The sequence below is a fragment of the Actinoplanes sandaracinus genome (assembly GCF_030009775.1).
Lineage (GTDB): Bacteria > Actinomycetota > Actinomycetes > Mycobacteriales > Micromonosporaceae > Actinoplanes > Actinoplanes sandaracinus.
On the sequence record NZ_JASCTH010000019.1, the window covers coordinates 43,557 to 68,524 of the forward strand.

The following is a 24,968-nucleotide window of genomic DNA, read 5'->3' on the forward strand; positions in this document are numbered from 1 at the left end:
TCACCCGCCGCCGTTAGCGGCACCCAGCCAGCAGCGCCTGGCCCTGCAGCATCCCGGCCAGCGCCCCGGCCCATCCCCCGCCGGCGCCCCGTAGGCCCTCGCGAGCGCCCCGGCCCACCATCCAGCTCAGCGCCCCGGCTCAGCAGTAGCCGACCCAGCTGCACCCGCCAGCGGATCGGCTCAGCAGCGCCCAGCCAGCGGCAGCGGGACCCGGGCCACCCGACCAGCCGGACCGCGCTGAAGGCGATGGCCTCACGGCCGTGACCATTCTGGCGTCACCTTCCGGCGCGTCCTGTCCGGCAGGCGTCCACGCGCCCGCGATCGGCACGACATCGATGTGAGCAACCAGGACGACCGGCCGCGCCGCACGCAACAGGCGAAACGCAGGCCGTGACTACATCACCCGCACCGGTTCCAGAGACTTCGCCGCACGACAGGAAATGCCGCCTCAACGCCTCATGAGAGGCGTTGAGGCGGCATTTTCGCAGCGTAGGCGTCTCGCACGGAGACCATCGAAGCGCGAAGCCAGGCGCAGAGCGCCTCGATCATTCAGCCGGCAGGGTGTCCATGAAGGAACTCACCGAGAAGACCGCGTTACCGGCACCGGGCGGGCCGTATCCGGGCGGGGTGCTCAGCCCGTTCGCCTCCATGGTCGCGCGGTACGCCTCGAGCAGCCGGATGTGGTATTCCAGCGGCGCGCCCTCGGGATTGGTCTTCCCGAGAGGTGTGGTCGGCTCCGGGCACCAGGTGGTGAATCGCGGCAGAATGCCCCGGGACATGAAATATTGCAGGCCCTCGGTGGTCGATTCGATAGCCGCGTCGACCGTGGTGAACCCGAACGGCTCGGCCATCTCGACACCGGCCACGAAGTTCGGGATCACGTTACGCGGACCGAACACCTCAGCCGAGTCGAGGATGCGGCGATGCCATTCCTCGCGGCCCACATATCGTTCCTTGCCCGGGCAGTAGAGCTCGAACAGCCGCTTGTCCCACACCTCGAAGTTCGGGTGGTAGATGCGGATGCCGTAGTCGTAGAACCGCTGCACGTCCTCTTTCGGGAGCGCCTGCGCGACGACCTTGCCGATCCACCGGCCTGGGAACCGCTCCTCGATGGCCTGCGCGTAACGCCCGTAGAAGTCGGCCTCGGCCAGCCCGTCGACCTTGCTGGTGACACTGCCGCCGGTCAGCGTGTAGGCGTGCGACGTCTTCGCGGTGTCGTACTTGTCGATGATCGCGAGCGCTTCGAGCACCTCGTCGACCGGTTTCACACCGGTGTAGGGCCGCCCGGCAGCCTTGTGCTGACGCCAGTTGTGGTTGATGTCGCAGTACTGACATTCCTCTTTGGCGCCGAAGTACTGACACACCCGGAACACGGTGAGATAGACGAGATAGCCCCACTGAATGGTGGGGGCGACCTCCATCACCTGCTTGCCGTTGCTGAGGGTGTGCCGGTAATAGTCCGGCATCGGCGGCAGACCCACATCGGCGATCGGCTTGCCGTCGAGGTGAAGCATGAGCTTCCCGTCCTCGGCCGGCTTGACCCGGTACGGCGACGACGGGTTGATGCGCACCGACACCACGGTCCGCCGCAGCCCATAGGGCCCACCGGTGAGCACGATCTCCTCCGGCGGGCGCCGCAGCGCCGCCTCACCCAACTCCGGAAGCGTCCGGTGGTCGAACGAGAAGATGAAGTACGACTTCGGCTTCACATCACCGTTCTCATTGTCGGTGAGCGCCGAATCGTCGAACGCCAGCCCGCCCCGCAGCAGGTCTTCCTTGATCACCGCCTCACGCGGGATATGCGGGAACCGTCCCATCAGATCTTCGATGAGATCCGTACGCGTCTGCATTGTGGCGTCCTCCCCGACGGACCGTAGCACGCCTGACTCCTTACATCCGGAGCCAGCCTCCCGTGTCACAGATCACCAAATCCCGAGGTCAGCCCGTCTGTCACGGTCACCCGCACTCCGGTCCTTCCGATGGGGTACGACACAGTCCTCCCCCACCGCAACCACCGGCCGGGCCTACCCCGCGACGCCGGCCCGCCCCCCTCCCCAGCGCGCCTATCGGGCGGAGTCCCGGCCCACCGGCCACGCCTCCCGGGTCCTTCGGGCCGAGCGCGGGCCGTCTCCGGGCGCGCTGTCAGGGCAACCGCGTCAGGGACGCCCTCGCCAGTTCCCGCACACGGGCCCACTCCGGCCGGGTGCCGAGCGCCTCGACCGACGTCGGCGCCGAGTGGGACGGTGGGCGGCCGGTCAGGGCTCGGACGGGTCGGCGGCGCGGTCGAGCCAGTCCCCCATCAACGTGTCGAACATGGCTGGCTGGTCGAGTTGCAGGTTGTGGCCGGCGATGTCGAGGACCGCGAACGTCGCCCGTGGGTAGTGCGGCAGCAGAGCGAACTGGTCCACAAAGCCGACGCAATGGTCCTGCCGGCCGGTGAGGATCAGAGTCGGGCGAGGGAACGGCGCACCGGACTCGGGCGGGCTGCTCAGCTCCCACCGCTGCTCGATGCGGGCGATGGCGCTCATGTCGGCCAGGTCGAGACCGGGCATGATCTCGTCGCGGAAGCGTGCCGCCGCCGACGGGCTCTGCACGACCGCCATCTCGGTGAAGGCCTCCGCGGTCCGCTCGTCGAGCCCGGCGGCCCCGGCTGGATCAGGCCGCAGCACCCGCTTGGCCGGGAGGGTGCGCCGGGAGCGGTCGACGATCGTCCCGATGGGGCAGATCAGCGCCAGCCCGAGCACCTGGGCGGCGCGGTCACGGGTCACGGCACGGCTCAGATAGCCGCCGTAGGACTCACCGATCACGAGGAACGGCTGGTCGCCGATGGTCTTGTCGATGAAGTCGTGGACGGCGGCCAGCAGATCGTCGGAACTGGTGATCGCCGGTGGGGCCGGTGACCGGCCCATGCCGGGGAGATCGGGGTAGAGCCGCCGATAGCCGCCCCGGCCGGTGAACACCGGCTCCAGGCAGCCCGACATCAGCCGGTGATCGGCCGTCCACCCGTGCAGAGCCAGCACCGGGACGCCGTCGCCGATCTCAGCGAAATTCACCATCGCCGAACCTCCATGCGCTCTCGCCGAACGCATGGATGCTCTCACCCACCCCTGACATTTTCGCGGCGATCACAACGCGATCACCGGCGTCGTCTCAGTACCGCAGGTGCTGGCGGGTCAGCTTCGCCGCCTTCTCGACCAGGGTGATGCCGCTCTGCATCGACTTGTTGTTGTGGGAGAGGACGACGACGGACACGTCCACGGCGCCGTCCTTCGAGGTGACACGGCCGATGGTGTTGACGGCCCAGAGGCCGCCGTCGGCCGTACGCGTGTCCCATCCGTTCTTGACCATGGTGATCTCACCGGCCTTGGCGACCGACGGAACACCCCAGTCCTGCGCCTTGTCGACGGTGTTCATCAGGCTGAAGGCGGTCTGGCGGGAGCTCGCGTTCAGCGGCCCTTTCGGGTCGACCAGCGCCGCCAGGAGTCTGACCTGGTCGGCAGCGGTCGTGCGGGTGAGGCCCCACCGGCTGTTGACGACCGTCTGGGTCAGCCCGAGCCGCTTGTTGCTCCTGGTGACCGCGGCCTTGCCGCCGAGTTTCTGGTAGAGGGACGTGGTCGCGCCGTTGTCGCTGAGCCGGATCATCGGCTTGGCCAGGGCCATCTCGGCGGACGTGGGCGCGCGGCCGGCGTCCTGCGCCTTGAGCAGCATGCACGCGAGGATCTGGGTCTTGACGATGCTCGCGGTGTCGAACTTGACGGAGCCCCGGTAGGCGTACGTGTGCCCGGTCTTGCGATCGAGAACGGCGACCGAGAAGTCGGGCGTGTTCCCCGCCAGCTTCCTCAGCGCCGCGTCCAGCGCTGTGACGTTGTCCGGCCAGCCGGCCGCGGCCGGTTCCTGAGCGGCTGCCCCGGCCGGCGCCGGTGGCACGCTGGGCGGCGGCGCTGCCGCGGGCGGCGTAGCAGTCGCGGACGCCGCGGGCGTCACGGAGGCCGCGGGTGGCGTCGCACGGTCGGCGGCCAGCGATGCCGCCGCCGAGCCCTCGCTGATGGCGTTGATGCCTGTCACGATCAGCGCTCCACCACTGATGATCACGGCGATCACCGCCGCGACGAACCAGACCCGTATCGACCTCATGGCGGCCCACTCTAGCGACCGGGCGGCTTGATCACGGCAGAAAGTCGGCGGTCAGCGAGATCAACGCGCGGGCGGCGGCGCCGGGCGGGCGGTCCGCCGGCACCGCGAGCGACAGCGGCCAGCGCAGGTCGGCGCCGGTGACGGGCATCGTCGCGATCCCGGCGGCGCCGTCGAGCAGGAAACGCGGCAGAAGAGCGACACCGAGCCCATGTCGTACGTAGTCCGCGCTCGTACCGATGTCGGTGATCTCGATGGTGACGTGCCGCCGGACGCTGGCCGCCGCGAACGCCCGGTCGGCGACGTCCCGGTTGCCGTAACCGGCCGGCAGGTCGATGAAGTCCAGGCCGGCCAGCTCGTCGATGTGCACCGAGGCGCGGCCGGCGAGCGGGTGGCCGGGCGGCACCGCCAGGTCCATGACCGCGCCGGTCAGCTCGACGAGGTGCACGCCGGCCGGCCGCGGCCCGGGCACCGAGACGAAGGCCAGGTCCAGCCGGTGGTCGGCGAGCATGTCGACCAGCCCGCGCGAGCCGGCCGGGGACACCGCCGTCCGGATCAGCACGCCGGGGTGGCGCCGGTGGTACTCGCCGAGCAGCGCCGGCAGGTCGATGACCCGGATCGAGGTGAGGGTGCCGATCCGCAGGGTGCCGCGCAGCCCGCCGCGCACCTCGGCCACCGCGTCGCGGGCGTCGCGGGCCGCGTCCAGAGCGGTCCGGGCACGGGGCAGCAGCGCGACGCCGGCGTCGGTGAGGCGGACGCGTTTGGCGTTGCGGTCGAGCAGCGGGGTGCCGAGTTCCCGTTCCAGGGTCTTGATCGCGGCGGAGACGGCGGACTGGACCACATGCAGGCGAGCCGCCGCACGGGTGAAGTGCTGCTCCTCGGCGACGGCGACGAAGTACTCCAGTTGACGCAGTTCCATGCCGCCAATCATCAACGATGGCGATCGTACCGAGCTGGAACTCTCGTTGGATTTGATGATCGAGTCGGTGCACTGTCGGCTCATGGCACTTCTGGAAGCGGTTCGGGTTCCGCGAGAGATCGCGTCCGGCCGGCGGGCATCAGGCACGGGGCGGCACGGCGCCGGGTTCTGGGCGGTCGCGGTCGCGTTCGCCGTCGCGATGGCGTTCTCGACCGTCCCGGCGCCGCTGTTCCCCCTGTACACCGCCCGCGACGGGTTCTCCACGTTCACGGTCACGGCGGTGTTCGCCGCCTACGCGGTGGGCGTGGTGGTCAGCCTGCTGCTGGCCGGACACGTCTCGGACCGGCTCGGGCGCAAACGGATCCTGATCCCGGCGCTCGGCCTGGAGGTCGTCGCCGCGCTGCTGTTCCTCACCGGGACGTCGCTACCGCTGCTGCTGGCGGCCCGGTTCATCACCGGACTCGGCGTCGGCATGATCACCGCGACGGCCACCGCGCACCTGCACGAGTTGCACGCCGCCCACCGTCCGGGCGCCTCCGGCACCCGGTTCGAGGTGGTCTCGACGGCCGCGAACATCGGCGGGCTCGGGCTCGGCACGCTGGTGGCGGGTTTCCTCGCCGAATTCGTCACGGCACCGTTGCGTACGCCGTACGCAATCTTCTTGCTTCTCCTGGTGGCCGCCATCGCGGCCGTGGCGGTGAGCCCGGAGACCGTGCGTCGCGCCGGCGCCTACCGTTACCGTCCGCAGCGAGTCAGCATCGGGCGTGGGCCCGCCTATCCGGCCGCGGCCACCGGCGCGTTCGCGGCGTTCTCGGTCTTCGGGTTCTTCACCTCGGTGGCGCCCGGTTTCGTCGCCGGCACGCTGCAGCACCCGTCCCGGTTCCTGGCCGGGCTGATCGTCTTCGCCGTCTTCGGCGCTTCGGCGGCCGCGCAGACCCTGACCACCCGCTGGACCGCGCGGAGCAGGACGGTGTCCGGCCTGACCGCCCAGGCCGCCGGCCTCCTCACGCTGGTCACCGGCATGCACGTGGCCAGCCTGCCGGTCTTCCTCAGCGGCGGCATGCTCGCCGGCATCGGCGCCGGAGTCCTCTTCAAAGCCTCCCTCGGTACGGTCGCCGCGCACGCCACGCCGGCTGACCGGGGCGCCGCACTCGCCGGGCTGTTCCTGATCGCCTACGTCGCCTTGGCGGTGTCCGCCCTGGCCATCGGCATGGCCAGCCGGTTCGCGGGCGTCGTCACCGTGATGACGTGGTTCGCCGCTGCCCTACTGGCCTTGCTCACCGTGGTCGCGCTGTTGTCCCACCGGTCCCGCCGACCCCCGCAGCCGTAGCCCACACCCGCCACCCACAACACGCGCCCGCTACGGCCGACCCCGCAGCCGGACGGCAGGCACGGAATTCCACGGCGACGGCACGTGTGGACTACGGCTGACTTGCCTTCGCCGCAGCTCGCGTGCTGGTTGGAGCTCCGCGGCACGTCGCACGGGCGGCGTGGCCGCTCGGCGGCCGATCGGGCGCGCAATTGTGAGAGTTGACTCTCACAATTTATGAGAGGACACTCTCACAACATGGGCGCTTCGAACCATCTCGGCGATGTCGAGATCACCGATCCACAGGCCATGCGCGCGCTGGCCCACCCCGTCCGGCTCGCGATTCTCGACATCCTCCGGCGGAACGGCCCCGCCACCGCGACGCAGTTGGCGCCCGAGGTCGGGGCGACCCCCACGGTGACCAGCTGGCACCTGCGCCATCTGGCGAGTTTCGGCCTCGTGCGCGACGCCGCACCCGGCCCCGACCGCCGGCAGCGACGGTGGGAGACGGTCGGCCGCGGGTTCCGCTTCAGCGCGCCGGCGGACGACGAGGCCGGCGCGACCGCGGCACGCGCGCTGGCACAGGAGATGTTCCTGCGCTACGCCGATCTCCCTCACCGCTGGATCACCGAGGTGGAGCCGCGCCTGTCGCCGGAGTGGCGCCGGCTGGGCGGGCTGTCCAACACTCGGGTCTCCGTCACCGCCGAGGAGCTCGCAGCGATCGAGGACGCGATCGAGCGCGTGCTGGCGCCATATGTCACCAGGGATGCCGAGAAACGGCCGGCGCGAAGCCGCCCGGTCCGGCTGATGCGATACGTCCTTCCGGAGGACACCGACGACCTTCCCAAAGACACCGGCGCGCTTTCCGAGGATGCCGGTGAGCGGACAGGGAGGCAGCCGTGAGCGCTTCCGGCCAGCCCGCGACGATGCCGGCTCCCACGTCGTTGTGGCGTGACGGACCGTTCCTCCGGCTGTGGGGCGGCCAGTCGCTGTCGCAGTTCGGTGACCGCATCTCCGAGTTGGCGCTCCCCCTGATCGCCGTGACCCTGCTGCACGCCTCGACCGCCGAGGTCGCCGCGGTGACGGCACTGGTCTGGGCCCCGAACCTGCTGGCGATCCTCCTGGGCGCCTGGGTCGACCAGCAGCGCCGGAAGCGCCGGCTGATGGTCCTCGCGGACCTGGTGCGTGCGCTGGCACTCGCCACGCTGCCGGTCGCCTACCTGTTCGGCGCCGTCACCCTGGGCCACCTCTATGCGGTCGCCGTGGTCACCGGCGCCGCCGGGGTCCTGTTCAACACCTCCTACGCGCCGTTCTTCGCGCGTCTGGTGCCGCGCCGGTCCTACATCGACGCGAACAGCAAACTCGGCGCCAGCCGATCCATCTCGCACGTGGCCGGCCCGGCGATCGGCGGGGCCCTGGTCCAGTTGCTGACCGCGCCGATCGCTGTTCTCGCCGACGCCGTCACCTTCCTGCTGTCCGCGTTCCTGATCGGACGGATCCGCGTCGCCGAGGAGCCCGCGGCAGCGCCGGACGGCAGCACCGAACCACCCATGCTCACCCGGGCCCGGCAGGGCCTGCGTCTGGTCGTGAGCCACCCGATCCTGCGGGCCAGCCTCGCCTGCTGCACCACCGTCAACTTCTTCAGCTTCGTGGCGTACGGCCTGACCGTCCTGTTCGCCAGCCGCGTCCTGGAGCTGTCGGCGGGGGCCATCGGCCTGGCCTTCGGAGTCGGGGCGACCGGCGGTCTCCTCGGCGCCGTCCTCGCCCCACGGATCTCGCAGCGCCTGGGCGTCGGTCCCACCATCGCCACCGGGGTGGTGCTCTACGCCGCGCCGATCGCCGTCATCGCCGCGGCCGGCGGCCCGTTCTGGGTTCGCGTCGGCGCGCTCGCCGCGGCCGAGTTCGTCTCCGGTTTCGGCATCATGCTGTTCGACATCAACCTCAACTCGCTGCAGACCAGCGTCATACCGGACGACATGAGAAGCCGTGTGTCCGGCGCGTTCAGCACCGTCAACTACGGCATCCGGCCTCTCGGCGCGCTCGCCGGCGGTCTGCTCGGCACCGTCGCCGGCATGCGGCCGAGTCTGCTGATCGCCGCCGCGGGCGGCACTCTGTCGGTGCTGTGGCTCCTGACCTCGCCGATCGTGCGGATCCGGTCCCTGGACGCGGCCGAACCCGGGCGCGGCCCCACGCCCGGGCCCGCGGGACGTTGACGGGAACTGGACACGGGCCGAACCCGGGCGCGGCCCCACGCCTGGGCCCGCGGGACGTTGACGGGAACTGGACACGGGCCGAACCCGGGCGCGGCCCCACGCCCGGCCCGGCGGGACGTTGACGGGAGCGCGCCGGGGTATCGAGACTCTTCGGTATGAAAGCCGTGACCGTGCAGGACGGGGTTTTGTCGGTCGCCGAGGTGCCGCTGCCCGCGCCCGGCCCGGGGCAGGTCAGGCTGCGAGTGACACGGGCCGGCATCTGCGGGTCGGATCTGCACGTCCGGGTGCACGCCGGCGCGAGCGCGGACGTCGCCGCCGAAGTCGGTTACCCCGATTTCATGCGGCCGGGGCATCGTGTGGTGATGGGGCACGAGTTCACCGGTGTCGTGGACGAGTACGGGCCAGGCTGCCGGCGCCGCTGGAGACCGGGGCAGGCGCTGGTCGCGCTGCCGTTGATCCGGCACGGCCACGACGTCCACATGATCGGCCTGTCCGAGCACGCTCCGGGCGCCTACGCGGAGTACATGCTGGTCGCCGAGGACACCGCGATGCCGGTGCCGGCCGGGGTCTCCCCCGATCTGGCGGCGCTCACCGAACCGCTCGCGGTCGCCCGCCACGCCGTCGGGCGCGGGCAGATCTCCCGGAGGGACACGGCGGTGGTGATCGGTTGCGGTCCGATCGGGCTGGCGACGATCCTCATGCTCAAGGCCGCGGGGGTACGCCGCATCATCGCCGGCGACTACGCGGAGGGCCGCCGGGAGCTGGCCCGCAGATGCGGCGCGCACCTCGTCGTCGACCCGGCGACCGCCTCGCCGTGGACCGGCCTCGCCAGCTCGATCACCGACGTCTACGGCGCCGGCCTCGACGCCCTGCACCGGCTGCGCGGCGTTCCGGGCCTGCCGTGGTGGCTGGCGGTCCGCGCCGCCCGGAGGCTCGCAACCGCCGGGGTGGTCGTGTTCGAGTGCGTCGGCGTCCCGGGCGTGCTGGAGGACATCGTCACGCACGCGCCGATCCGGTCGCGGGTCGTGGTGGTCGGGGTGTGCATGGAACCGGACACGTTCCGGCCGGCGATGGCCATCAACAAGGAGATCGACCTGCGGTTCTCGTTCTGCTACGACCCCGCCGAGTTCCGCGAGACGCTGCACCTGATCGCCGGCGGCCGGGTCGACCCACGGCCGCTGATCACCGATGTGGTCGGACTGGACGGTGTCGCCGACGCGTTCGACAGGCTCAGCAAGCCCGGCGACCACGCCAAGATCCTCGTCGATCCGGCTCAGGGCTGACCGTGCCCGTCACCCCGCTGCTGGCCGGTGACCCGGACCGCCTCGGCGATCACGTGCTGCTCGGGCGGCTCGGTGCGGGCGGGATGGGCACGGTCTACCTTGGCCGGGCGCCGGACGGGCGGTCGGTGGCGGTCAAGGCGGTCCGCGCGGAGTGGTCGGCGGACCCCAAGTTCCTGGCCCGGTTCCACAGCGAGGTCAAAAGGGCCAGGCAGGTGCCTCCCTTCTGTACGGCCGCGGTCCTGCACGACGATCTGGAGCACGATCCGCCGTACCTCGTCGTCGAATATGTGGACGGGCCGAGCCTCGCCGACGTGGTCCGGGAAAGCGGCCCGCTCACCGCCTCCGAGGTGTACGCGGTGGCCGTCGGCGTGGCCACCGCGCTGGTCGCCATCCACTCCGCCGGAGTCGTGCACCGCGACCTGAAACCGGCGAACGTGCTGCTCGCCGTCGGCCTACCCAAGGTGATCGACTTCGGGATCGCCCGCAGCGCCGAGCTGAGCGCCGAGCTGACCGCCCCCGACCAGGTGATCGGCACGATCGGCTACCTCGCGCCGGAGTGCCTGGACACCGGGGCGCGCGGCCGGATCGGCCCGCCGGCGGACGTGTTCGCGTGGGGTGTGCTGGTCGGCTACGCGGCGACCGGCCACACCCCGTTCGGCGGTGATTCGCCGCTGGCCACGATCGGCCGGATCCTCACCCAGCCACCCGACCTGACCGGGCTGCCGGGGTCGCTGCGGCACCTGGTCGCGGCAGCCCTGGGGAAGGATCCGCAACGCCGGCCGACGGCGAACGAACTGCTGGACACGCTGCTGTCGGCGGGCCGCCCGGACGTGCCCGGCCCCGATATGACGCCCGAGCTGCGCGAGGTGGCGCTGGCCGCACAGGCGAGCGGGCGCCCGGCCCGCCGCTGGACCGGCCGGGCGGTCGCCGCCGCCCTGGCGGTGGGCCTGCTGGCCGGCGCCGGGATCGCTCTGGCCCGCTCGAACGACCGGGTCGAACAGCAGGACCGCGCCCTGGTGCAGCGGGACCTGCTGAACCGGGCGGCGGAGATCCAGGACGCCGATCCGGGTCTGGCGTTGCGGCTGGCGGTGACGGCCGAGGCGATCAGCCCGTCCGAGCGCGGCCGGGCCGCGGTCACCGAGGCCCTGGCCACCGGGTACGACGGCGAGCTGAGCCCCGGTTCGGCGGTCTACACGGCCGAGTACCGGCCGGACGGGGCGATGGTGGCGACCGGCGGCTCCGATCGGATCGATCTGTGGTCGGTGGCCGATCACCGGTTCACCCCGGTGGCGTCGCTGCGGACCGGCCGGGGCGAGACCTCGGACCTGGCGTTCAGCCCCGACGGACGGGTGCTGGCCTCGGCCGGCGGGCGGCTGCACCTGTGGGACGTCGCCGGGGTCACCCGGCTGGCCGAGATCGACGGCGACGGCTGGGACAGCGTGCAGTTCAGCGGCGACGGCGAGCGGCTGCTCACGGTGTCCGACACGATCGGGTTGTGGGACGTCCGGGACCGTACCCGCCCGCGGTCGTTGTGGCGCACGGCCGGCGCCGTGACCAGGGGCGGCGCGCGCCTCAGTCCGGACGGTTCGGTTCTGGCCGGCGTCGCCGAGGGCGAGGTGCTGACGCTGTGGGCGACACCCGCCGACGGGCCGCCGCGGGAACTGGCCCGGATCGGGGACGCGGACGCGGTCATCCACGTGGCGTTCAGCCCGGACGGCAAGCTGCTGGCCGCGGCCACGGTCACCGACGGGGTGCGGATCTACGACCTGAGCGATCCGGCGCGGCCACGCTACCGGGGCTCGTTCGGCCAGGACGAGGGGCCGACGACGACGATGGCGTTCGACCGTGCCGGCGCCACGGTGGCGGTCGGCAGCGGCGAGCGGGCCGTCGCCCTGTGGAGCGTGGCCGACCCGCAGCGGCCGGTCCCGGTGCGGGTGCTGCGCCGCGACGGCGGCTGGATCTCCTCGATCGACTTCACGCCGGACGGCACCCGGCTGCTCACCGCGGGCTGGCAGGGCGCCGCCACCTCGGCCGCGCTGTGGCGGATCACCCCGTTCGCGCCCGGGCGTCTGGCGACGATTCCCGGCCCGGAGGATCGGCAACGGCAGGTGGCGCTCTCCGACGCCGACCTGCTCGCGGTCTCCTCGGCTCAGAAGATCGACTTCTTCGGGGTACGGGACTCCAGCCGTCCCGCCGAGGCCCGCCCGCCACTGCCGGTCGCCGCGCCGGCCCGGCTGCGTCTGGGCGGTGCGAAGGCCTACATGTTCGCGGCGGGCACGATCACCGATCTGTCCACGGCCGAGCCCCGTACCGTGCTCGACCTCGACGGCCCGGTCCTCGACGTCGACGCGGAGCGAGGCCGGGCCGCCGTTCTCGACCGGGGGACGCGGGTGCTGATCTACCAGCTCGGCGCCGGCGCCGAGATCCTCGCCGCGATCCCGGCCTCACCCGCCTCGATCGCGGCCTTCGACCCGGGCACCGGAAACCTGGTGATCGCCCAGGACAACGGTGGCACCGAATCCGCCCTGACCACCTGGGACCTGACCGATCCGACCAGCCCGGCCCGGGCCGCCACGCTGGGCGGGCGGGGCGGGTTCCAGCGGGTCGCCGCGCACGCCGGAACGGTCGTGGCGGCCCACCGCGACGTGTTCACCTGGACTCTGCGCAACGGAGTCCCGGCCATGCGGACCGCCCCGCGCCCACGCATCCCGGGCAACGATGCCGGTTCGCTGGCGCTGACCACCGACCGCGCACTGCTGGCGCTGTCCTCGCCGGCCGGCACCGAGCTGTGGCGCCTGCCGGAGGAGTCCGACCCGATCCTCTTGACGGTTCTGCCGGGCACGCACACCAGCTCCACGTTCAGTCCGGACCGGCCGCTGCTCGTCACCGCCGACGAGTACGGCACCCACCTCTGGGACATCGGCGGGCTGCGCGAAGCGGTACGCGACCCCCGGGCCGCGGCGTGCCGGCGCACCACCGGGCTCACCGAGCCGGAATGGGCGGCCCACGCGTCCACACTGCCGTTCGAGGCGTCCTGCCCTTGATCGCGGGCGTCGTCCCGGCCCTGATCGGGGGCTCGTGGGACCGCCGGAGCGACACAGCCGGTGACCACCGGATTCGCCCCGGCGGTCGCGGGGAGCGCCGGCGTGGCAGCCACCTCGCGGGTCGCACAGCCACGGTTCGGGTAGCCGTACCGATGATGGCCTGCATTGCCGTTGATCTTCGGAAGAGCCGTCGCCGCCCGCGTCACACCGTGGCGTAGACGGGGAGCGTCTCGTATCGCTGGACCGCCGGGTTGGTCAGGAAGAGCCGTTCGGCGATGCGGCGGTACCCGTCGAAGTCGGCGGTCCGGATCACCACGGCGAAGTCCCACTGGCCGGCGACGTGATAGCAGGTGACGACCGCCGGTTCGGCGCGGATCTGCCCGGTGAACGCCGCGAAGTGGTGGCTCTCGTCGGAGACCAGGCAGACGAGTGCGAGCGTGGTCATGGCCTGGCCGATCGCGCGCGGGTCGAGGACGGCGATCTCGGCGCGGATCACCCCGGACGCCCGCAGCCTGGTGAGGCGGCGCTGGACGGCGCTCGGTGACAGGCCGACGAGGTCGCCGAGCTCCCGCAGGGGGCGGCTGGCGTCGACGCTGACGAGTTCGAGCAGCCGGCGGTCCAGATCGTCCAGTTCGGGCACGCAAAAACGTTGCGTCAGCGGGCAAGAATTGTCAATCGCAGCCCGGGTCGTCCCGTTTAGCCTGGTCTCATGTTGGACGACATCGATATCGCCGCCCTGTCCGCGCGCCCCGGAGTGAAGTGGGCCCGGGCCCGGGCCGGCGGGGCGATCCCGGCGTGGATCGCCGACATGGACTTCCCGGCCCCGGAGCCGGTGCGCGCGGCCTTGAGCCGGGCCGCCGAAGCCGATCTCGGTTATCCCGTGTGGGAGGAGGATCCGCTCGCCAATCCGCTGATCGACGCCTACGTCGAGCGCACCTCCGCGAAGTACGGCCATCGCCCCGATCCGGCCGGCATCCGATTCTTCACCGAGATGATCCAGGCGTTGCAGGCGATCCTGCACCTGACGACCGCGCCGGGCGACGCGGTGGCGATGCACACGCCGGGGTATCCGCCGTTCCTGGAGACGATCGCGCAGATGGGGCGGCGCCTCGTGCCGATCCCGATGATCGACACCGGCTCGGGGTGGACGTTCGATCCCGCGCCGGTGGCATCCTGCCGGGTGCTGATCCTGGTCAATCCACAGAACCCGACCGGCCGGGTCTTCACCCGCGACGAGTTGTCGGAGATCGCCGCGCTCGCCGAGAAGCACGACGTGCTGGTGATCGCGGACGAGATCCACGCGGAACTGATCTACGAGCCGCACCGGCACATCACGTTCGCGAGCCTGGCCCCGGGGCGGACGGTCACGCTGGCGTCGGCGAGCAAGGCGTTCAATCTGGCCGGGTTGCGCTGCGCGATCGCGGACGTGGCGGTGCCGTCGGTGCGCAAGGCTCTCGACACGCTGCCGCCGCTGATGCTGGGTCAGCCCGGCACTCTCGGGATCGTCGGCACGCTGGCCGCCTGGGAGCACGGCGAGCCCTGGCTGGCGGAGGTCCGTGGCCTGCTGGACCGCAACCGGCGCCTGGTCGCGGAGGCCCTGCCCGGGCACCACCGTCCCGAGGCGACCTATCTCGCCTGGCTCGACCTGCGGGAGCTCGGGCCGGACCCGGCCGCGCGGATCCTCGCCGAGACTCAGGTGATGCTCAGCCCGGGCCCGCAGTACGGCCCCGGCGGCGAGGGGTACGCCCGCCTGAACTTCGGAACGTCCCGCCCGGTGCTGGAGGAGATCCTGCGACGATTGGGCACGTATAGACTGCGGTCGTGATCCTCCGCATGATCGAGGCGGACCGGACGCTCAAGATCCAGAAGGGTACATTGACCTGACGCATCTATCACTATGCGTGGAAAATTCCGGACAAGACGTGCCGATCGTCCGTCCATTTGGGACACTGCCGGACATGCCAGCGACGGATCATCGTCTGGTCGTCGACATCGCCGCATGGTGGATCACCGCGGTGTACGAGTGCGGGGGCACCGTCCAGCCCGTGCTCTTCGACGGACGGGCCCGGGCCCCCAGTGGGGTCTTCCACCACTCCGGCGACTACACCGCCGGGGCCGGCGCCCTCGCCGAGGGCCTGGCACACCCCGAGTCCTACCGTCCCGACCCGATGACCCTGCTCCGCCACGGCGGCCCGGCCGCCGCCATCGCGGCGGTCCTCAGTCACGTCGCCGAACACACCGGACGACCGTCGGCGCTGACCGTCGTCACCGCCCAGACCTGGGATCCACCCGCCCGGGACCGGCTCGAACAGGCCGCCTCGCTCGCCGGGATGCCCCACCCGGCCGTGGTGACCACGGCCGCGGCAGCCGCCTCCCTCACCGGCGCCGCCATCGTGCTCGTGTGCGTGGCCGGCTCCGCATGGCCGGAACTCACCCTGGTCGACACCCGCGACGGGCATCGCCATCTGGCGACGGCCGCCGTCCGGGCCGGCGGCGCACCCGCGATCGACGAGGCGCTGATGCGGGTGGCCGCGGCCCGGGCCGGCGCCGACGCCGACCCCGACGACTGGCGGGTGAGCCGCGAGATCGACCGGGCCCGCGCCGCCCTCGTCGTGCAACCCCGCGCGGCGATGCTGCTGCCCGAACCGCATCAGGCGGTCGTCGTGACCCGCGACGACCTGGCCGCGGCGACCGCCGTGCACCTGGACCGTCTCGCCGACACCGTCAAACAGTTGCTGGCCGACGCGGAGATCGATCCAGGCAGCGTCGGCGCGGCGGTCCTAGTCGGCGAGAACGCGCAAGTCGGCGCCGCCCTCACGGATGCCGGGCTGCCTCCGGCCGTCACCGTCCGCAACCCGCACGCCCTGGTCCGTGGCGCGGTCACCAGCCGGCCGCCGGGTCGTTTCCCCTGGCTGCCGTGGCGCCGCCGTTGAAGCCCCGCCGAACGTCGATCCGAAGTCCTACTGGAAGACGATGGTGTGGTTGCCGTCGCGGATGACGCGGTCCTCGGCGTGCCAGAGGACCGCGCGCGACAGCACCGCCCGCTCCACGTCGGCGCCCTGACGCTGCAACTCGGCGACGGTGTGGGCGTGGTTGACCCGCACCACGTCCTGCTCGATGATCGGGCCCTCGTCCAGGTCCTCGGTGACGTAGTGGGCGGTCGCCCCGACCAGCTTCACACCACGCTGCTTGGCCTTCGCGTACGGCCCCGCGCCGATGAACGCCGGCAGGAAACTGTGGTGGATGTTGATGATCGGCACGCCGACACGCTCGATGAAGTCGCCGGACAGGATCTGCATGTAGCGGGCGAGCACGATGAAGTCGACGTTTCCGGTGAGCAGCCGCAGGTGCTGGGCCTCGGCGGCCGACTTGTCCGGTCCGCTGGACGGCACGTGGAAGAACGGGATCCCGAACGAGCGCACCTCGCCGGCGGTGTCCGCGTGGTTCGAGATCACCATGCTGATGTTGATCGGCAGTTCGCCCCGCCGGTGCCGCCACAGCAGGTCGAGCAGGCAGTGGTCGGCCTTCGACGCGAAGATCGCCACCCGCTTCGGCGCCGACAGGTCGCGGAGCGTGTACTCCAGCTCGAACCCGTTCGCCAGCTCCCGCCGCAGATCCGCCTCGATCTCCGGGAGCGCGGCCTTCAGATCGGCCCGACCGAAGACCGTGCGCTGGAAGAACGCCCCGCCCTGCGGGTTGTCGGAGTACTGGTCCAGCGACACGATGTTCGCCCCGTGCCGCCCGAGCACGGTGCTGATGGCGGCCACGATCCCGGTCCGGTCCCGGCCGTGGACGATGAGCACGGCCTGATCGCCAGAGCTCGGCTGCGTCACGCGCGGCGCGGGGGCGTGTTGGGTCAGGGTCACGACAGGGCGTCCTTCCGAAGGTCTGCTGCGGGCCACCGAAGTCTAGAAACGTAACCTGATCTTGCCGACCGCCAGCCCGTCCGGCCACCGCACGAGGCAAGCGTCACCCCAAGAAGACCTTGCTCTGGTACGGCGAGGCCGCCCCCGGCATCGATCCCCGCCCCTCGCCTACCGCGCGAGGCCCGGCCCACTCCCGGCCGCGGCGCGCCCACCGGGCTGCTGCCCACCCACCGGCACCCCGCCCCGCCGTACCCCAGCCACCCCACCACCCCGCCACAGCACGCTCGGGCGACGGCCGGCCAGCATTACCCCGACCCGGCCGGGGGAACTGTGAGACAGAGCCGTTTTCTTGACAGCCCCCAGGGCGACGTCGCGGAGTTTGCGGTTGGTGTCCTGTGCCAACTTGGTAAGGATGGCGAAGGCCTCGGCCGCGGTGCAGTGACGCGCGCCCATGATGATGCCCTTGGCCTGCTCGATGACGGCCCGGTTCTCCATCGCCTACCGCATGTGCGCGGCCAGCGTGGCCTGCGTCTCGTACAGGTGGGCATTGGCCGGGGCGACGGCGGCGAAACCGGCGCACGTCTGGGCGAGAGTGATCGCGTCGTCGTCGAAGGCGTGGGTTTCGGTGGCGTAGACGCTCAGCGCGCCGGCGACCTTCTCGTGCACCGGCAGGCCGATCGGCAGAGAGCTGTGCGCGCCGGCGCCGGGGATGGCGCGCTTCGCCAGTTGCGCGATCTTGTCCATCAGCGAGTTGATGTCGACATCAGCGAGTCGGATACGGCCGAGCTCGGCGAACGCCTCGTTCGGATCCATCGGTTCAGCGAGCGTCACAGGAAGCGGCAGCGCTTGGTATTCGCTCGCCGGGAGCGTAAATGGGCCATTCGTTGATAGTTGGCAGGCCGAACCTGGTGCAGAGTGCTTGCAACGGATTGCTGTGTACAGCCACGTTCCACTCCCGGGCTGTGTGATCCTCGCTGGTGGTGGCGAGCAGCGTGCCGTCGGGACTGAATGCCACCTCTGACACGGGCTCGGTGTGGCCGGTGAGCGGGTTGCCGACCGGCTGGCCGGTGGCCGGGTCCCAGAGCCGGGCTGTCTGATCCTCGCTGGTGGTGGCGAGTAGCTTGCCGTCCGGGCTGAACGCCACTCCCCTGAGAGCGCCGGTGTGGCCGGTGAGCGGGTTGCCGACCGGCTGGCCGGTGGCCGGGTCCCACAGCCGCACCGTGGCGTCATGGCTGGTGGTGGCGAGTAGCTTGCCATCCGGGCTGAACGCCACCCCCGACACGAACGCGGTGTGGCCGGTGAGCGGGTTGCCGACTGGCCGGCCGGTGACGGGGTCCCACAACCGGACGGTTGCATCCCAGCTGGGGGTGGCGAGTAGCTTGCCATCCGGGCTGAACGCGACCTCTGACACGGGCTCGGTGTGGCCGGTGAGCGGGTTGCCGACTGGCTGGCCGGTGGCCGGGTCCCAGAGCCGGGCTGTGTGATCCTCGCTGGTGGTGGCGAGTAGCTTGCCGTCCGGGCTGAACGCCACCCCCGACACGGACTCGGTGTGGCCGGTGAGTGGGCCGCCGGCCGGCTGACCGGTGGCGGCGTTCCACAGTCGCACCGTAGCGTCATCGCTGGTGGTGGCAAGTAGCTTGCCATCCGGGCTGAACGCCACGTCTCGCAGAGCGCCGGCGTGGCCGGTAAGGGGATCGCCGACTGGCTGACCGGTGGCCGGGTCCCAGAGCCGGGCTGTGTGATCCTCGCTGGTGCTGGCGAGCAGCTTGCCATCCGGGCTGAACGCCACCCCCCACACAGGAGCGGCATGGCCGGTAAGGGGACCGCCGACCGACCGGCCGGTGGCCGGGTCCCACAACCGGACGGTTGCATCCCAGCTGGTGGTGGCGAGTAGCTTGCCGTCCGGGCTGAACGCCACCCCCGACACGGACTCGGTGTGGCCGGTGAGTGGGCCGCCGGCCGGCTGACCGGTGGCGGCGTTCCACAGTCGCACCGTAGCGTCATCGCTGGTGGTGGCAAGTAGCTTGCCATCCGGGCTGAACGCCACGTCTCGCAAAGCGCCGGCGTGGCCGGTAAGGGGATCGCCGACCGGTCGGCCGGTGGCAGGGTCCCACAGTCGCACCGTAGCGTCATCGCTGGTGGTAGCGAGGAGCTTGCCATCGGGACTGAACGCCACCCCCCACACGGGAGCGGTGTGGCCGGTGAGCGGGCTGCCGACCGGCCGACCGGTGACCGGGTCCCACAGCCGCACCGTAGCGTCATCGCTGGTGGTAGCGAGGAGCTTGCCGTCCGGACTGAACGCCACGCTCATCACGGCGCCAGTGTGGCCGGTGAGCGGGCTGCCGACCGGCCGACCGGTAGCCGGGTCCCACAGCCGCACCGTAGCGTCATCGCTCGTGCTGGCGAGGAGCTTGCCGTCCGGACTGAACGCCACGCTCATCACGGCGCCAGTGTGGCCGGTGAGCGGGCTGCCGACCGGCTGACCGGTAGCCGGGTCCCAGAGCCGGGCTGTCTGATCCTCGCTGGTGCTGGCGAGCCTTTTGCCGTCCGGGCTGAACGCCACCCCCCACAGGGCGCCAGTGTGGCCCATGAGTGTTCCGCGTTGCTGGGTGAGCAGCGCGGTCATGTTGTCGCGTGCCTCGTTGGTCGGGGCGACGAGCCATGCTGCGGCGGCGAAACGCCGAGCGGTGATCGGCTGCGTGAGACTGAGGTTCTGGCTTTGGGCAGTGAGCTGGCGCGACAGGGCGATGTCGTGCTGGCGTTGTGCTCGCGACGCCTGCACCCAGGCGGTGACGGCCAGACCGCTGACCACAACGACGACGGCCAGTAGGCCGGCAAGTAGCGCACGTCGGCGGTGGCGGCGGGCCGTCCGGGCCCGGCGCTGCAGGGCCAGGCTGCGGTCGAGGAAGTCCCGCTCGCGGCCGGTGACCGCGTCGGGGTGCTCGGCCCACCAGTCAGCCGCGCGGGCAAGGCGGGTGCCCCGATACAGGGCGCTATCGTCACGGCCGAGCGCCTCCCAGTCCGCGGCGGCGTGAGTGAGCATCCGGTGCAGCCGCAGGCCGTCCTGGTCGTCGTCGACCCAGCCGCGTAGCCGCGGCCAGGCCTGCACCAGTGCCTCGTGGCTGATCTCCACAGTGTCCCGGGTAACGGTCAGTAGCCGGGCGGTGACCAACCGGTCGATCACCGTCGCGACGTCGGGGTCGTCGTCGAACTCCGTGCGGGTCACCCGGCGCCGGGTAACCAGGGCGTCGTCGCCGATGTCCACCAGCCGCAGCAGGACCCGCCGGATGGTGCGCTGCCGCGCAGGCCCCAGCACGCTGTAGATGGCGTCGGCACTGTGCGCGATGGCGCCGTCCAGCCCGCCGGCCGCTTCATAACCGGCCAGGGTGATCGTATGGCCGCGCCGACGGTGCCACGCCTGCACCATGGCGTGCGAGGCCAGCGGCAACACGCCGGGCCGGTCCGCCAGCTGCGCCACCACGGTGGACACCAACGTGCCCTCCACCCGCAAACCGGCCCGCTCGGCTGGCTTGACCAGCGCATCGCGCAACTCCGCCGGGCTCATCGGCCCGACCAGCGTCTGCGCGTCCCGCAACGCGCCCACCAGTTCCGGATACTGCGCACACCGCGCGTAGAAGTCGGCCCGCACCCCCAGCACCACCCGCACGCGGCTGTCCTCTGCCTGCGCCGCGTCCAGCAACGCGGCGAAGAACGCTCTGCGCCGCACGTCATCACCGCACTGGGTGAAGGATTCCTCGAACTGATCCACCACCAGCAGTAGCTCCACCTCGTCCGGCTCACCGGCCAACGCCTTGCCGACGGCGGTGTCCAACGCGCCGGGATCTCGCATCAGCTCCGTCACCAGGTCGGCCACGGGGACGGTCAGCGAGGTGGCGACCGCGCGAACCAGTCCGGTCAGCGGGTCGGCCCCCGGAGCCATCAACGCCACCGGCCACCCGCAATCCGAGGACAAGCCATCGCGGGCTATCCGGGGCAGCAGCCCGGCACGCAGCACCGACGACTTGCCACTGCCGGAGGGACCGAACACCGCCAGCACCCGCCGCGAGGCCAAACTGTCGAGCAACTCGTTCACCAGCCGCTCCCGGCCGAAGAACCAGAGCTCATCGTCGGGCTGGTAGGCGGCCAGGCCGCGGTACGGCGGCTCGGTACCGGCCCCGGCCGTCTCGCCGTCGCCGAGTTCCGCGGCGGCGGCCCGCCACCGCTGTTCCCACGCCGCCCGATCACCACCGCACGCCTCAACATAGGCCAACGTCACCGCGAGGCTAGGCAACTGGTGCCCGGCGGCCGCGACCGACAACGTGGTGACCGAATAATGCGCCCGCCGCGCCAATTCCCGGTAGCCCGGCCGGCCCGCGCTCTCCCGCAATTCCCGCAACCCGGCCGCGAACCGCTGAACCGGACCACCAGACGGATCCAACGGCCCTTCACGCCGCGGCATCCCTGCCCCCTCCCGCGCCGGCCACACACCGCATCACGCCTCGACAAGATAACCGAACATCAATGTCCGACACGCCGGCACGGTCACCCAACGGCGGCCTCCAAGCGCGGATTGCAACGATGGACGTCGATGCTGCCGCAACGCCGAGCTGTCAGGCAACTGCCAGCAATCGGCGGCCGCACAGCCGTGCCCGCGCCCGCGCCCGATGCGACGGTAAGGAAACGAAATCCCAGCTCAGTGGCGTGCGCCGACGGCGAGTTTGTTCCGCGTTGTTTGTTCGGTCCGCCGCGCAGGGCCGAACAACTTCACGGCGCGTCCATTCTGGTCGAGCACCGCTTCACCCCAGCAGGGCCATGGTCGGACGACCGCGTTACACCGCCCTGGCCGTCAAGGACAGGGTGAGGCGTAAAGGGGTCAGCGGACCCCACCCAACCCTCCGAGTTGAGGAGCACGTCATGCACAGCAGGATCGCAATCCGTGTCGCCGCCGCCGTAGGAGCGACGGCGGCGATACTCATCCCCCAAGCCTCCGCCGCCCAGGCCGCCCAGGTGGAGAGCGCGACCGCAGTGGCCGCGGTGACAACTGCGCCTTACGCAGCTTCGCCGGCTCCGACCTGCATCAAGAAGACACCCGGCAAGACCGGTGGGACCCCGAATGGAGCGAAAGTAACGCTCACCAATACTTGTGGTTCCGCCAAGCGGCTGAAGGTTGTTTGGACGCATGCGCGCGACTCGGATTGCTTCACCCTGAACAACGGGGCCACTAAGGTCAGGTCATCTCCGGTCGCGCTGCCGTTCTCCCACTACGACAAGACGGTTACCTGCTAAGGCGTGTTCAACGGCGGAAATCTGATCGAAGCCGCGCCGTGACGGTAATCGACAGCTGCGGGAACCCCCCGTAGTCACTTCTGCGACACAGCAAGAACCAATGATAAAACCGACGGCAGCGCTGCTCAGGACCAGTACCGCACGGCGGCAATGTCGCTTGCATGGTTAGCCCGTTGACCAGCGCTGTCGTTGGTTTTGGTTCGGAATCTAACGGCACCCTTGACGAGGTGCCGGCGGGCCTGCTCGGCGACGGCCTCGCGCAAATCCGGACACTCGCGGCCGGCGAGACTCCCCAACGTGACGGGCCCGGCCGAGCCCGTCACCCGCTGCACAAATACATCAACCAGGGCCGGGTCGAAGCCGATCGTCCCGCGGTCTCGCCCCGCCGCCTAACCGGCTACCTGTTGACCCATCCCGATCACCGCAGCCAGCGGCAACAGGACACGTTCGAATCCTTCACCACCGCCTGCCCCGAGATGACGGCTCTCACCGGCCTCGTGCACTCCTTCGCCGCCCTGCTCAAACCTGTCAGCAGCAACGCCGACCGGCTCACCGAATGGATCAACGCTGCCCGCCAGGAAGGCCTTCCGCACCTGCCCGCCCTCACCCGCGGACTCGACCGAGACCGTGACGCCGTTGACGCCGCCGTCACGCTGCCCCACCACAACGGAACGGCCGAAGGCGTCAACACCAAAAACCAAGCTGCCCAAACGCCAAACGTATGGAAGAGCAGGTTTCGCACTGCTCCGCCACCGCGTTCTGCTCGGCTGACACCTCACTCACCGTCACCACCGAAAGTGAGACAGAGCCGTTATCTTGACAGGCCCCCTTGACAGGCCCCCCGGCCGTAGCTGGGACACGCGATCAGCCCGCCATGGCACCTGTGGGCTACGGCTGGGCGGGGCGTTGCTTGTCTGGGGTGCCGCTGGTCGGCCGGCAGCGTGGGGGTCGCGGGCACTCAGCGGGCGCTGTGGCCGCCGTGTGCTCCGGGGGCGGCTGGCGCAGTGGTCGGGCGGGTGCCGTTTCAGGCGGGGAGGTAGCCGTTGGCCTTGGCGACCACGTCGTGGATGGCCTTGCGGGGGTCGGCGCCGAGGCTGGAGATGGCGACCATGGCGGTGAAGACGACGTCGGCGAGTTCCCCGACCACGTCGTCGGTCGTGTGGGTGACACCTTTGCGCGGGTTCTGCCCGAGCAGCCCGATCCAGGCCTGAGCAGCCTCGCCCGCCTCCTCAGTGATCTTCATGATGCGGCAGGTGAGTTCCAGCGGGTCGGTGCCGTTGCGGTCGTCGAGGAACTCCTTCCAGCGGCGGGCGGCGTCCCAGATCATGTCGTCCATGGTCGTCCTGTCGTAGGTCGGTGCGTCTCGTAGAGTGTCCGGGTGCCACGGTCAGGTTCCTCATCCGCGGGTCGGTCTTCGGCGGCAGAGCCCAGGGCGCCCATCGTGCCCGAGGTGTTGCCGGCGGCGGGGCCCGGCCTCGAGTCCGACGAGTTCTACGAGAAGGTGGCCTTCGGCGAGGCTGACACCGACGCTGATCTGATCGGCGCGTTCGCGCAGTCGGTGGAGTTCGGGCAGTGCCGGTTCCGGGCGGCGCGGCTGGCGGGGGCGGTGCTGTACAAGGTTCGGTTCACCGACTGTGTCGTCGAGCGGTCGGACTGGTCGAATCTGCGTGGTGAGAACGGCGCTCTCGAACGGGTGACGGTGTCCGGGACCCGGATGACGGGGCTGGCGTTCAGCGGTGGCCTCCTCAAGGACGTCGCGGTCGCGGACAGCAGGCTGGATCTGACGAACTGGCGGTCGGCCCGGTTCGATGTCGTCTCCTTCACCGGGTGCAATCTGTCGGGCGCGGATTTCACGAACGCGGATCTGCGTGGGGCGCGGTTCACCGACTGCGATCTGACCGGTGCGCAGTTCAGCGGGGCGAGCATGCGGGGGACCCGGTTCCAGCGGTGCGAGCTGGCCGGTGTCGGCGGGATCACCAGTTGGGCGGGCGCGATCGTGCACCCGGACGACCTGATCGGGTTGTCCTACGCGCTGGCCGGTGCGCTGGGCATCGTCGTCAGAGAAAGCTGACGCCCCCGACAGCCGACGCCTGCGACAGCCGACGCCTCCGACAGCCGACACCATCGATAACCGGCACCATCGACAACCGCCGCAGGCAGGAGCGGGTCAGGTCAGGCCCGCCTCGCGGGCCAGAATCGCCGCCTGGACCCGGGACGTGCAGCCCAGCTTGGCGAGGACGCGGGATACGTGGGTCTTCGCCGTCGCCTCGGTGATCGCGAGCGTGGCGGCGAGGTCGGCATTGGAGAGGCCACGGCCCAGGCCGGTCAGCACGTCGCGTTCGCGGACGGTCAGGTCGTTCAGCGCCGGTGGCAGCGGCTTCTCGTGCCGTGCCGGCGACGTGGCGACGAATGCGGTGAGCAGACGCCGGGTCACCTCGGGTGCGAGGATGCCGTCTCCGGCGGCGACCCGGCGGACCGCCTCGACCAGCGCGGAGGGCTCGACCGACTTGAGCAGGAAGCCCGCCGCCCCGGCCCGGAGGGCGCCGAACAGATAGTCGTCGAGGTCGAACGTGGTCAGGATCAGCACGTCGGCGAACCCGGCCGAGGTGATCTCGCGGGTCGCCTGGATGCCGTCGGTGCCGGGCATCCGGATGTCCATCAGCACCACGTCGGGCCGCAGAGCCGAGGCCTGCCGGACCGCGATGGCGCCGTCGGCGGCCTCCCCCACCACGACGATGTCGGGCGCCTGCTCCAGCATGAGCCGCATGCCGGCACGGATGGCGGCGTGGTCATCGGCGAGCAACACCCTGATCGGCTCGGTCACACAGCACTCCAAACAATCACGCGACGCCCGAAATAGTCACACGGCACCCCACACAGTCACGCGGCGCCCCGATGCAGTCGCGGCGCTGGCGAG

20 protein-coding genes and 1 pseudogene are annotated in these 24,968 nt (G+C 71.0%); 10 read left to right on the plus strand and 11 right to left on the minus strand.

The features are described 5' to 3' along the window. Window positions 1–545: 545 nt before the first annotated feature. From QLQ12_RS27200 to QLQ12_RS27215, 4 genes are all read right to left on the minus strand, one after another. Entirely contained in the window at window positions 546–1,850 is a 1,305-nt protein-coding gene (locus QLQ12_RS27200; protein ID WP_282763347.1) for a radical SAM protein, read from the minus strand. Window positions 1,851–2,255: 405 nt separating this feature from the next. Next, window positions 2,256–3,056, minus strand: coding sequence for an alpha/beta fold hydrolase (locus QLQ12_RS27205; protein WP_282763348.1), 801 nt, complete (start codon window positions 3,054–3,056; stop codon window positions 2,256–2,258). A gap of 94 nt (window positions 3,057–3,150) precedes the next feature. Next, window positions 3,151–4,134, minus strand: a complete 984-nt coding sequence (locus tag QLQ12_RS27210) for a serine hydrolase (RefSeq protein WP_282763349.1) — start codon at window positions 4,132–4,134, stop codon at window positions 3,151–3,153. A 31-nt stretch (window positions 4,135–4,165) separates the two neighbouring features. Beyond that, entirely contained in the window at window positions 4,166–5,050 is an 885-nt protein-coding gene (locus QLQ12_RS27215; RefSeq protein ID WP_282763350.1) for a LysR family transcriptional regulator, read from the minus strand. 82 nt (window positions 5,051–5,132) lie between these two features. Here QLQ12_RS27215 and QLQ12_RS27220 point away from each other — a divergent pair, with 82 nt between their 5' ends. The 5 genes from QLQ12_RS27220 (at window position 5,133) to QLQ12_RS27240 (ending at window position 12,899) form a co-directional block, all read left to right on the plus strand. Further along, a complete protein-coding gene (locus tag QLQ12_RS27220; RefSeq protein ID WP_282763351.1) occupies window positions 5,133–6,380 on the plus strand; it encodes an MFS transporter in 1,248 nt (415 codons plus the stop codon). Window positions 6,381–6,617: 237 nt separating this feature from the next. After that, window positions 6,618–7,262, plus strand: a complete 645-nt coding sequence (locus tag QLQ12_RS27225; protein WP_282763352.1) for an ArsR/SmtB family transcription factor — start codon at window positions 6,618–6,620, stop codon at window positions 7,260–7,262. Continuing rightward, window positions 7,259–8,572, plus strand: a complete 1,314-nt coding sequence (locus QLQ12_RS27230) for an MFS transporter (protein WP_282763353.1) — start codon at window positions 7,259–7,261, stop codon at window positions 8,570–8,572. Before QLQ12_RS27225 ends, QLQ12_RS27230 begins: the two co-directional genes overlap by 4 nt. 155 nt (window positions 8,573–8,727) lie before the next feature. Further along, window positions 8,728–9,855: a zinc-binding dehydrogenase gene (locus tag QLQ12_RS27235; protein ID WP_282763354.1), complete on the plus strand. Its 1,128-nt coding sequence runs from the start codon at window positions 8,728–8,730 to the stop codon at window positions 9,853–9,855. 2 nt (window positions 9,856–9,857) lie between these two features. Next, entirely contained in the window at window positions 9,858–12,899 is a 3,042-nt protein-coding gene (locus QLQ12_RS27240; RefSeq protein ID WP_282763355.1) for a serine/threonine-protein kinase, read from the plus strand. A gap of 202 nt (window positions 12,900–13,101) precedes the next feature. Here the strand turns inward: QLQ12_RS27240 and QLQ12_RS27245 are convergent, their stop codons facing one another. Beyond that, window positions 13,102–13,539 carry an Lrp/AsnC family transcriptional regulator gene (locus QLQ12_RS27245; protein ID WP_282763356.1) on the minus strand — a complete coding sequence of 146 codons (438 nt, stop codon included), beginning with the start codon at window positions 13,537–13,539 and terminating at the stop codon, window positions 13,102–13,104. Window positions 13,540–13,608: 69 nt separating this feature from the next. On the opposite strand from QLQ12_RS27245, the gene QLQ12_RS27250 reads away from it, so the two are divergent. Further along, on the plus strand, window positions 13,609–14,724 hold the full coding sequence (locus QLQ12_RS27250; RefSeq protein WP_282763357.1) for a MalY/PatB family protein: 1,116 nt from the start codon (window positions 13,609–13,611) through the stop codon (window positions 14,722–14,724). Window positions 14,725–14,857: 133 nt separating this feature from the next. Then, complete coding sequence (locus tag QLQ12_RS27255; protein WP_282763358.1) at window positions 14,858–15,832, plus strand: Hsp70 family protein; 975 nt, start codon at window positions 14,858–14,860, stop codon at window positions 15,830–15,832. 27 nt (window positions 15,833–15,859) lie between these two features. Here the strand turns inward: QLQ12_RS27255 and purU are convergent, their stop codons facing one another. The 4 genes from purU to QLQ12_RS27270 form a co-directional block, all read right to left on the minus strand. Further along, the gene (gene purU, locus QLQ12_RS27260; protein ID WP_282763359.1) at window positions 15,860–16,765 is read right to left on the minus strand and encodes a formyltetrahydrofolate deformylase; all 906 of its coding nucleotides are present in this window, start codon (window positions 16,763–16,765) and stop codon (window positions 15,860–15,862) included. A 168-nt stretch (window positions 16,766–16,933) separates the two neighbouring features. Beyond that, window positions 16,934–17,260, minus strand: a complete 327-nt coding sequence (locus QLQ12_RS46915) for an ANTAR domain-containing protein (RefSeq protein WP_328518312.1) — start codon at window positions 17,258–17,260, stop codon at window positions 16,934–16,936. Window positions 17,261–17,263: 3 nt separating this feature from the next. Then, the gene (locus tag QLQ12_RS27265; protein WP_328518313.1) at window positions 17,264–17,578 is read right to left on the minus strand and encodes a hypothetical protein; all 315 of its coding nucleotides are present in this window, start codon (window positions 17,576–17,578) and stop codon (window positions 17,264–17,266) included. Window positions 17,579–17,582: 4 nt separating this feature from the next. Further along, window positions 17,583–21,224: an nSTAND1 domain-containing NTPase gene (locus tag QLQ12_RS27270; protein ID WP_282763360.1), complete on the minus strand. Its 3,642-nt coding sequence runs from the start codon at window positions 21,222–21,224 to the stop codon at window positions 17,583–17,585. Between the two features lie 455 nt (window positions 21,225–21,679). On the opposite strand from QLQ12_RS27270, the gene QLQ12_RS27275 reads away from it, so the two are divergent. After that, window positions 21,680–22,051, plus strand: a complete 372-nt coding sequence (locus QLQ12_RS27275) for a hypothetical protein (protein WP_282763361.1) — start codon at window positions 21,680–21,682, stop codon at window positions 22,049–22,051. A gap of 326 nt (window positions 22,052–22,377) precedes the next feature. Beyond that, window positions 22,378–22,822, plus strand: a pseudogene (locus QLQ12_RS27280) (transposase); the annotation flags it as partial. A 253-nt stretch (window positions 22,823–23,075) separates the two neighbouring features. On the opposite strand, the gene QLQ12_RS27285 reads toward QLQ12_RS27280, so the two are convergent. Beyond that, window positions 23,076–23,387: a MazG-like family protein gene (locus QLQ12_RS27285; RefSeq protein ID WP_282763363.1), complete on the minus strand. Its 312-nt coding sequence runs from the start codon at window positions 23,385–23,387 to the stop codon at window positions 23,076–23,078. Window positions 23,388–23,489: 102 nt separating this feature from the next. On the opposite strand from QLQ12_RS27285, the gene QLQ12_RS27290 reads away from it, so the two are divergent. Further along, on the plus strand, window positions 23,490–24,122 hold the full coding sequence (locus tag QLQ12_RS27290; RefSeq protein WP_407651594.1) for a pentapeptide repeat-containing protein: 633 nt from the start codon (window positions 23,490–23,492) through the stop codon (window positions 24,120–24,122). 96 nt (window positions 24,123–24,218) lie between these two features. On the opposite strand, the gene QLQ12_RS27295 is transcribed toward QLQ12_RS27290, so the two are convergent. Beyond that, window positions 24,219–24,875 (minus strand): response regulator, encoded by a 657-nt coding sequence (locus tag QLQ12_RS27295; RefSeq protein ID WP_282763365.1) that lies wholly within the window; start codon window positions 24,873–24,875, stop codon window positions 24,219–24,221. Between the last annotated feature and the right edge of the window lie 93 nt (window positions 24,876–24,968).

Excerpts from the sequence above, each read along its gene's own strand:
- QLQ12_RS27200 (WP_282763347.1), bottom strand. The coding sequence starts at position 1,850 with ATGCAGACGCGTACGGATCTCATCGAAGATCTGATGGGACGGTTCCCG.
- QLQ12_RS27205 (WP_282763348.1), bottom strand. The coding sequence starts at position 3,056 with ATGGTGAATTTCGCTGAGATCGGCGACGGCGTCCCGGTGCTGGCTCTG.
- QLQ12_RS27210 (WP_282763349.1), bottom strand. The coding sequence starts at position 4,134 with ATGAGGTCGATACGGGTCTGGTTCGTCGCGGCGGTGATCGCCGTGATC.
- QLQ12_RS27215 (WP_282763350.1), bottom strand. The coding sequence starts at position 5,050 with ATGGAACTGCGTCAACTGGAGTACTTCGTCGCCGTCGCCGAGGAGCAG.
- QLQ12_RS27220 (WP_282763351.1), top strand. The coding sequence starts at position 5,133 with ATGGCACTTCTGGAAGCGGTTCGGGTTCCGCGAGAGATCGCGTCCGGC.
- QLQ12_RS27225 (WP_282763352.1), top strand. The coding sequence starts at position 6,618 with ATGGGCGCTTCGAACCATCTCGGCGATGTCGAGATCACCGATCCACAG.
- QLQ12_RS27235 (WP_282763354.1), top strand. The coding sequence starts at position 8,728 with ATGAAAGCCGTGACCGTGCAGGACGGGGTTTTGTCGGTCGCCGAGGTG.
- QLQ12_RS27250 (WP_282763357.1), top strand. The coding sequence starts at position 13,609 with ATGTTGGACGACATCGATATCGCCGCCCTGTCCGCGCGCCCCGGAGTG.
- QLQ12_RS27255 (WP_282763358.1), top strand. The coding sequence starts at position 14,858 with ATGCCAGCGACGGATCATCGTCTGGTCGTCGACATCGCCGCATGGTGG.
- QLQ12_RS46915 (WP_328518312.1), bottom strand. The coding sequence starts at position 17,260 with ATGGAGAACCGGGCCGTCATCGAGCAGGCCAAGGGCATCATCATGGGC.
- QLQ12_RS27265 (WP_328518313.1), bottom strand. The coding sequence starts at position 17,578 with ATGGATCCGAACGAGGCGTTCGCCGAGCTCGGCCGTATCCGACTCGCT.
- QLQ12_RS27270 (WP_282763360.1), bottom strand. The coding sequence starts at position 21,224 with ATGCCGCGGCGTGAAGGGCCGTTGGATCCGTCTGGTGGTCCGGTTCAG.
- QLQ12_RS27275 (WP_282763361.1), top strand. The coding sequence starts at position 21,680 with ATGCACAGCAGGATCGCAATCCGTGTCGCCGCCGCCGTAGGAGCGACG.
- QLQ12_RS27285 (WP_282763363.1), bottom strand. The coding sequence starts at position 23,387 with ATGGACGACATGATCTGGGACGCCGCCCGCCGCTGGAAGGAGTTCCTC.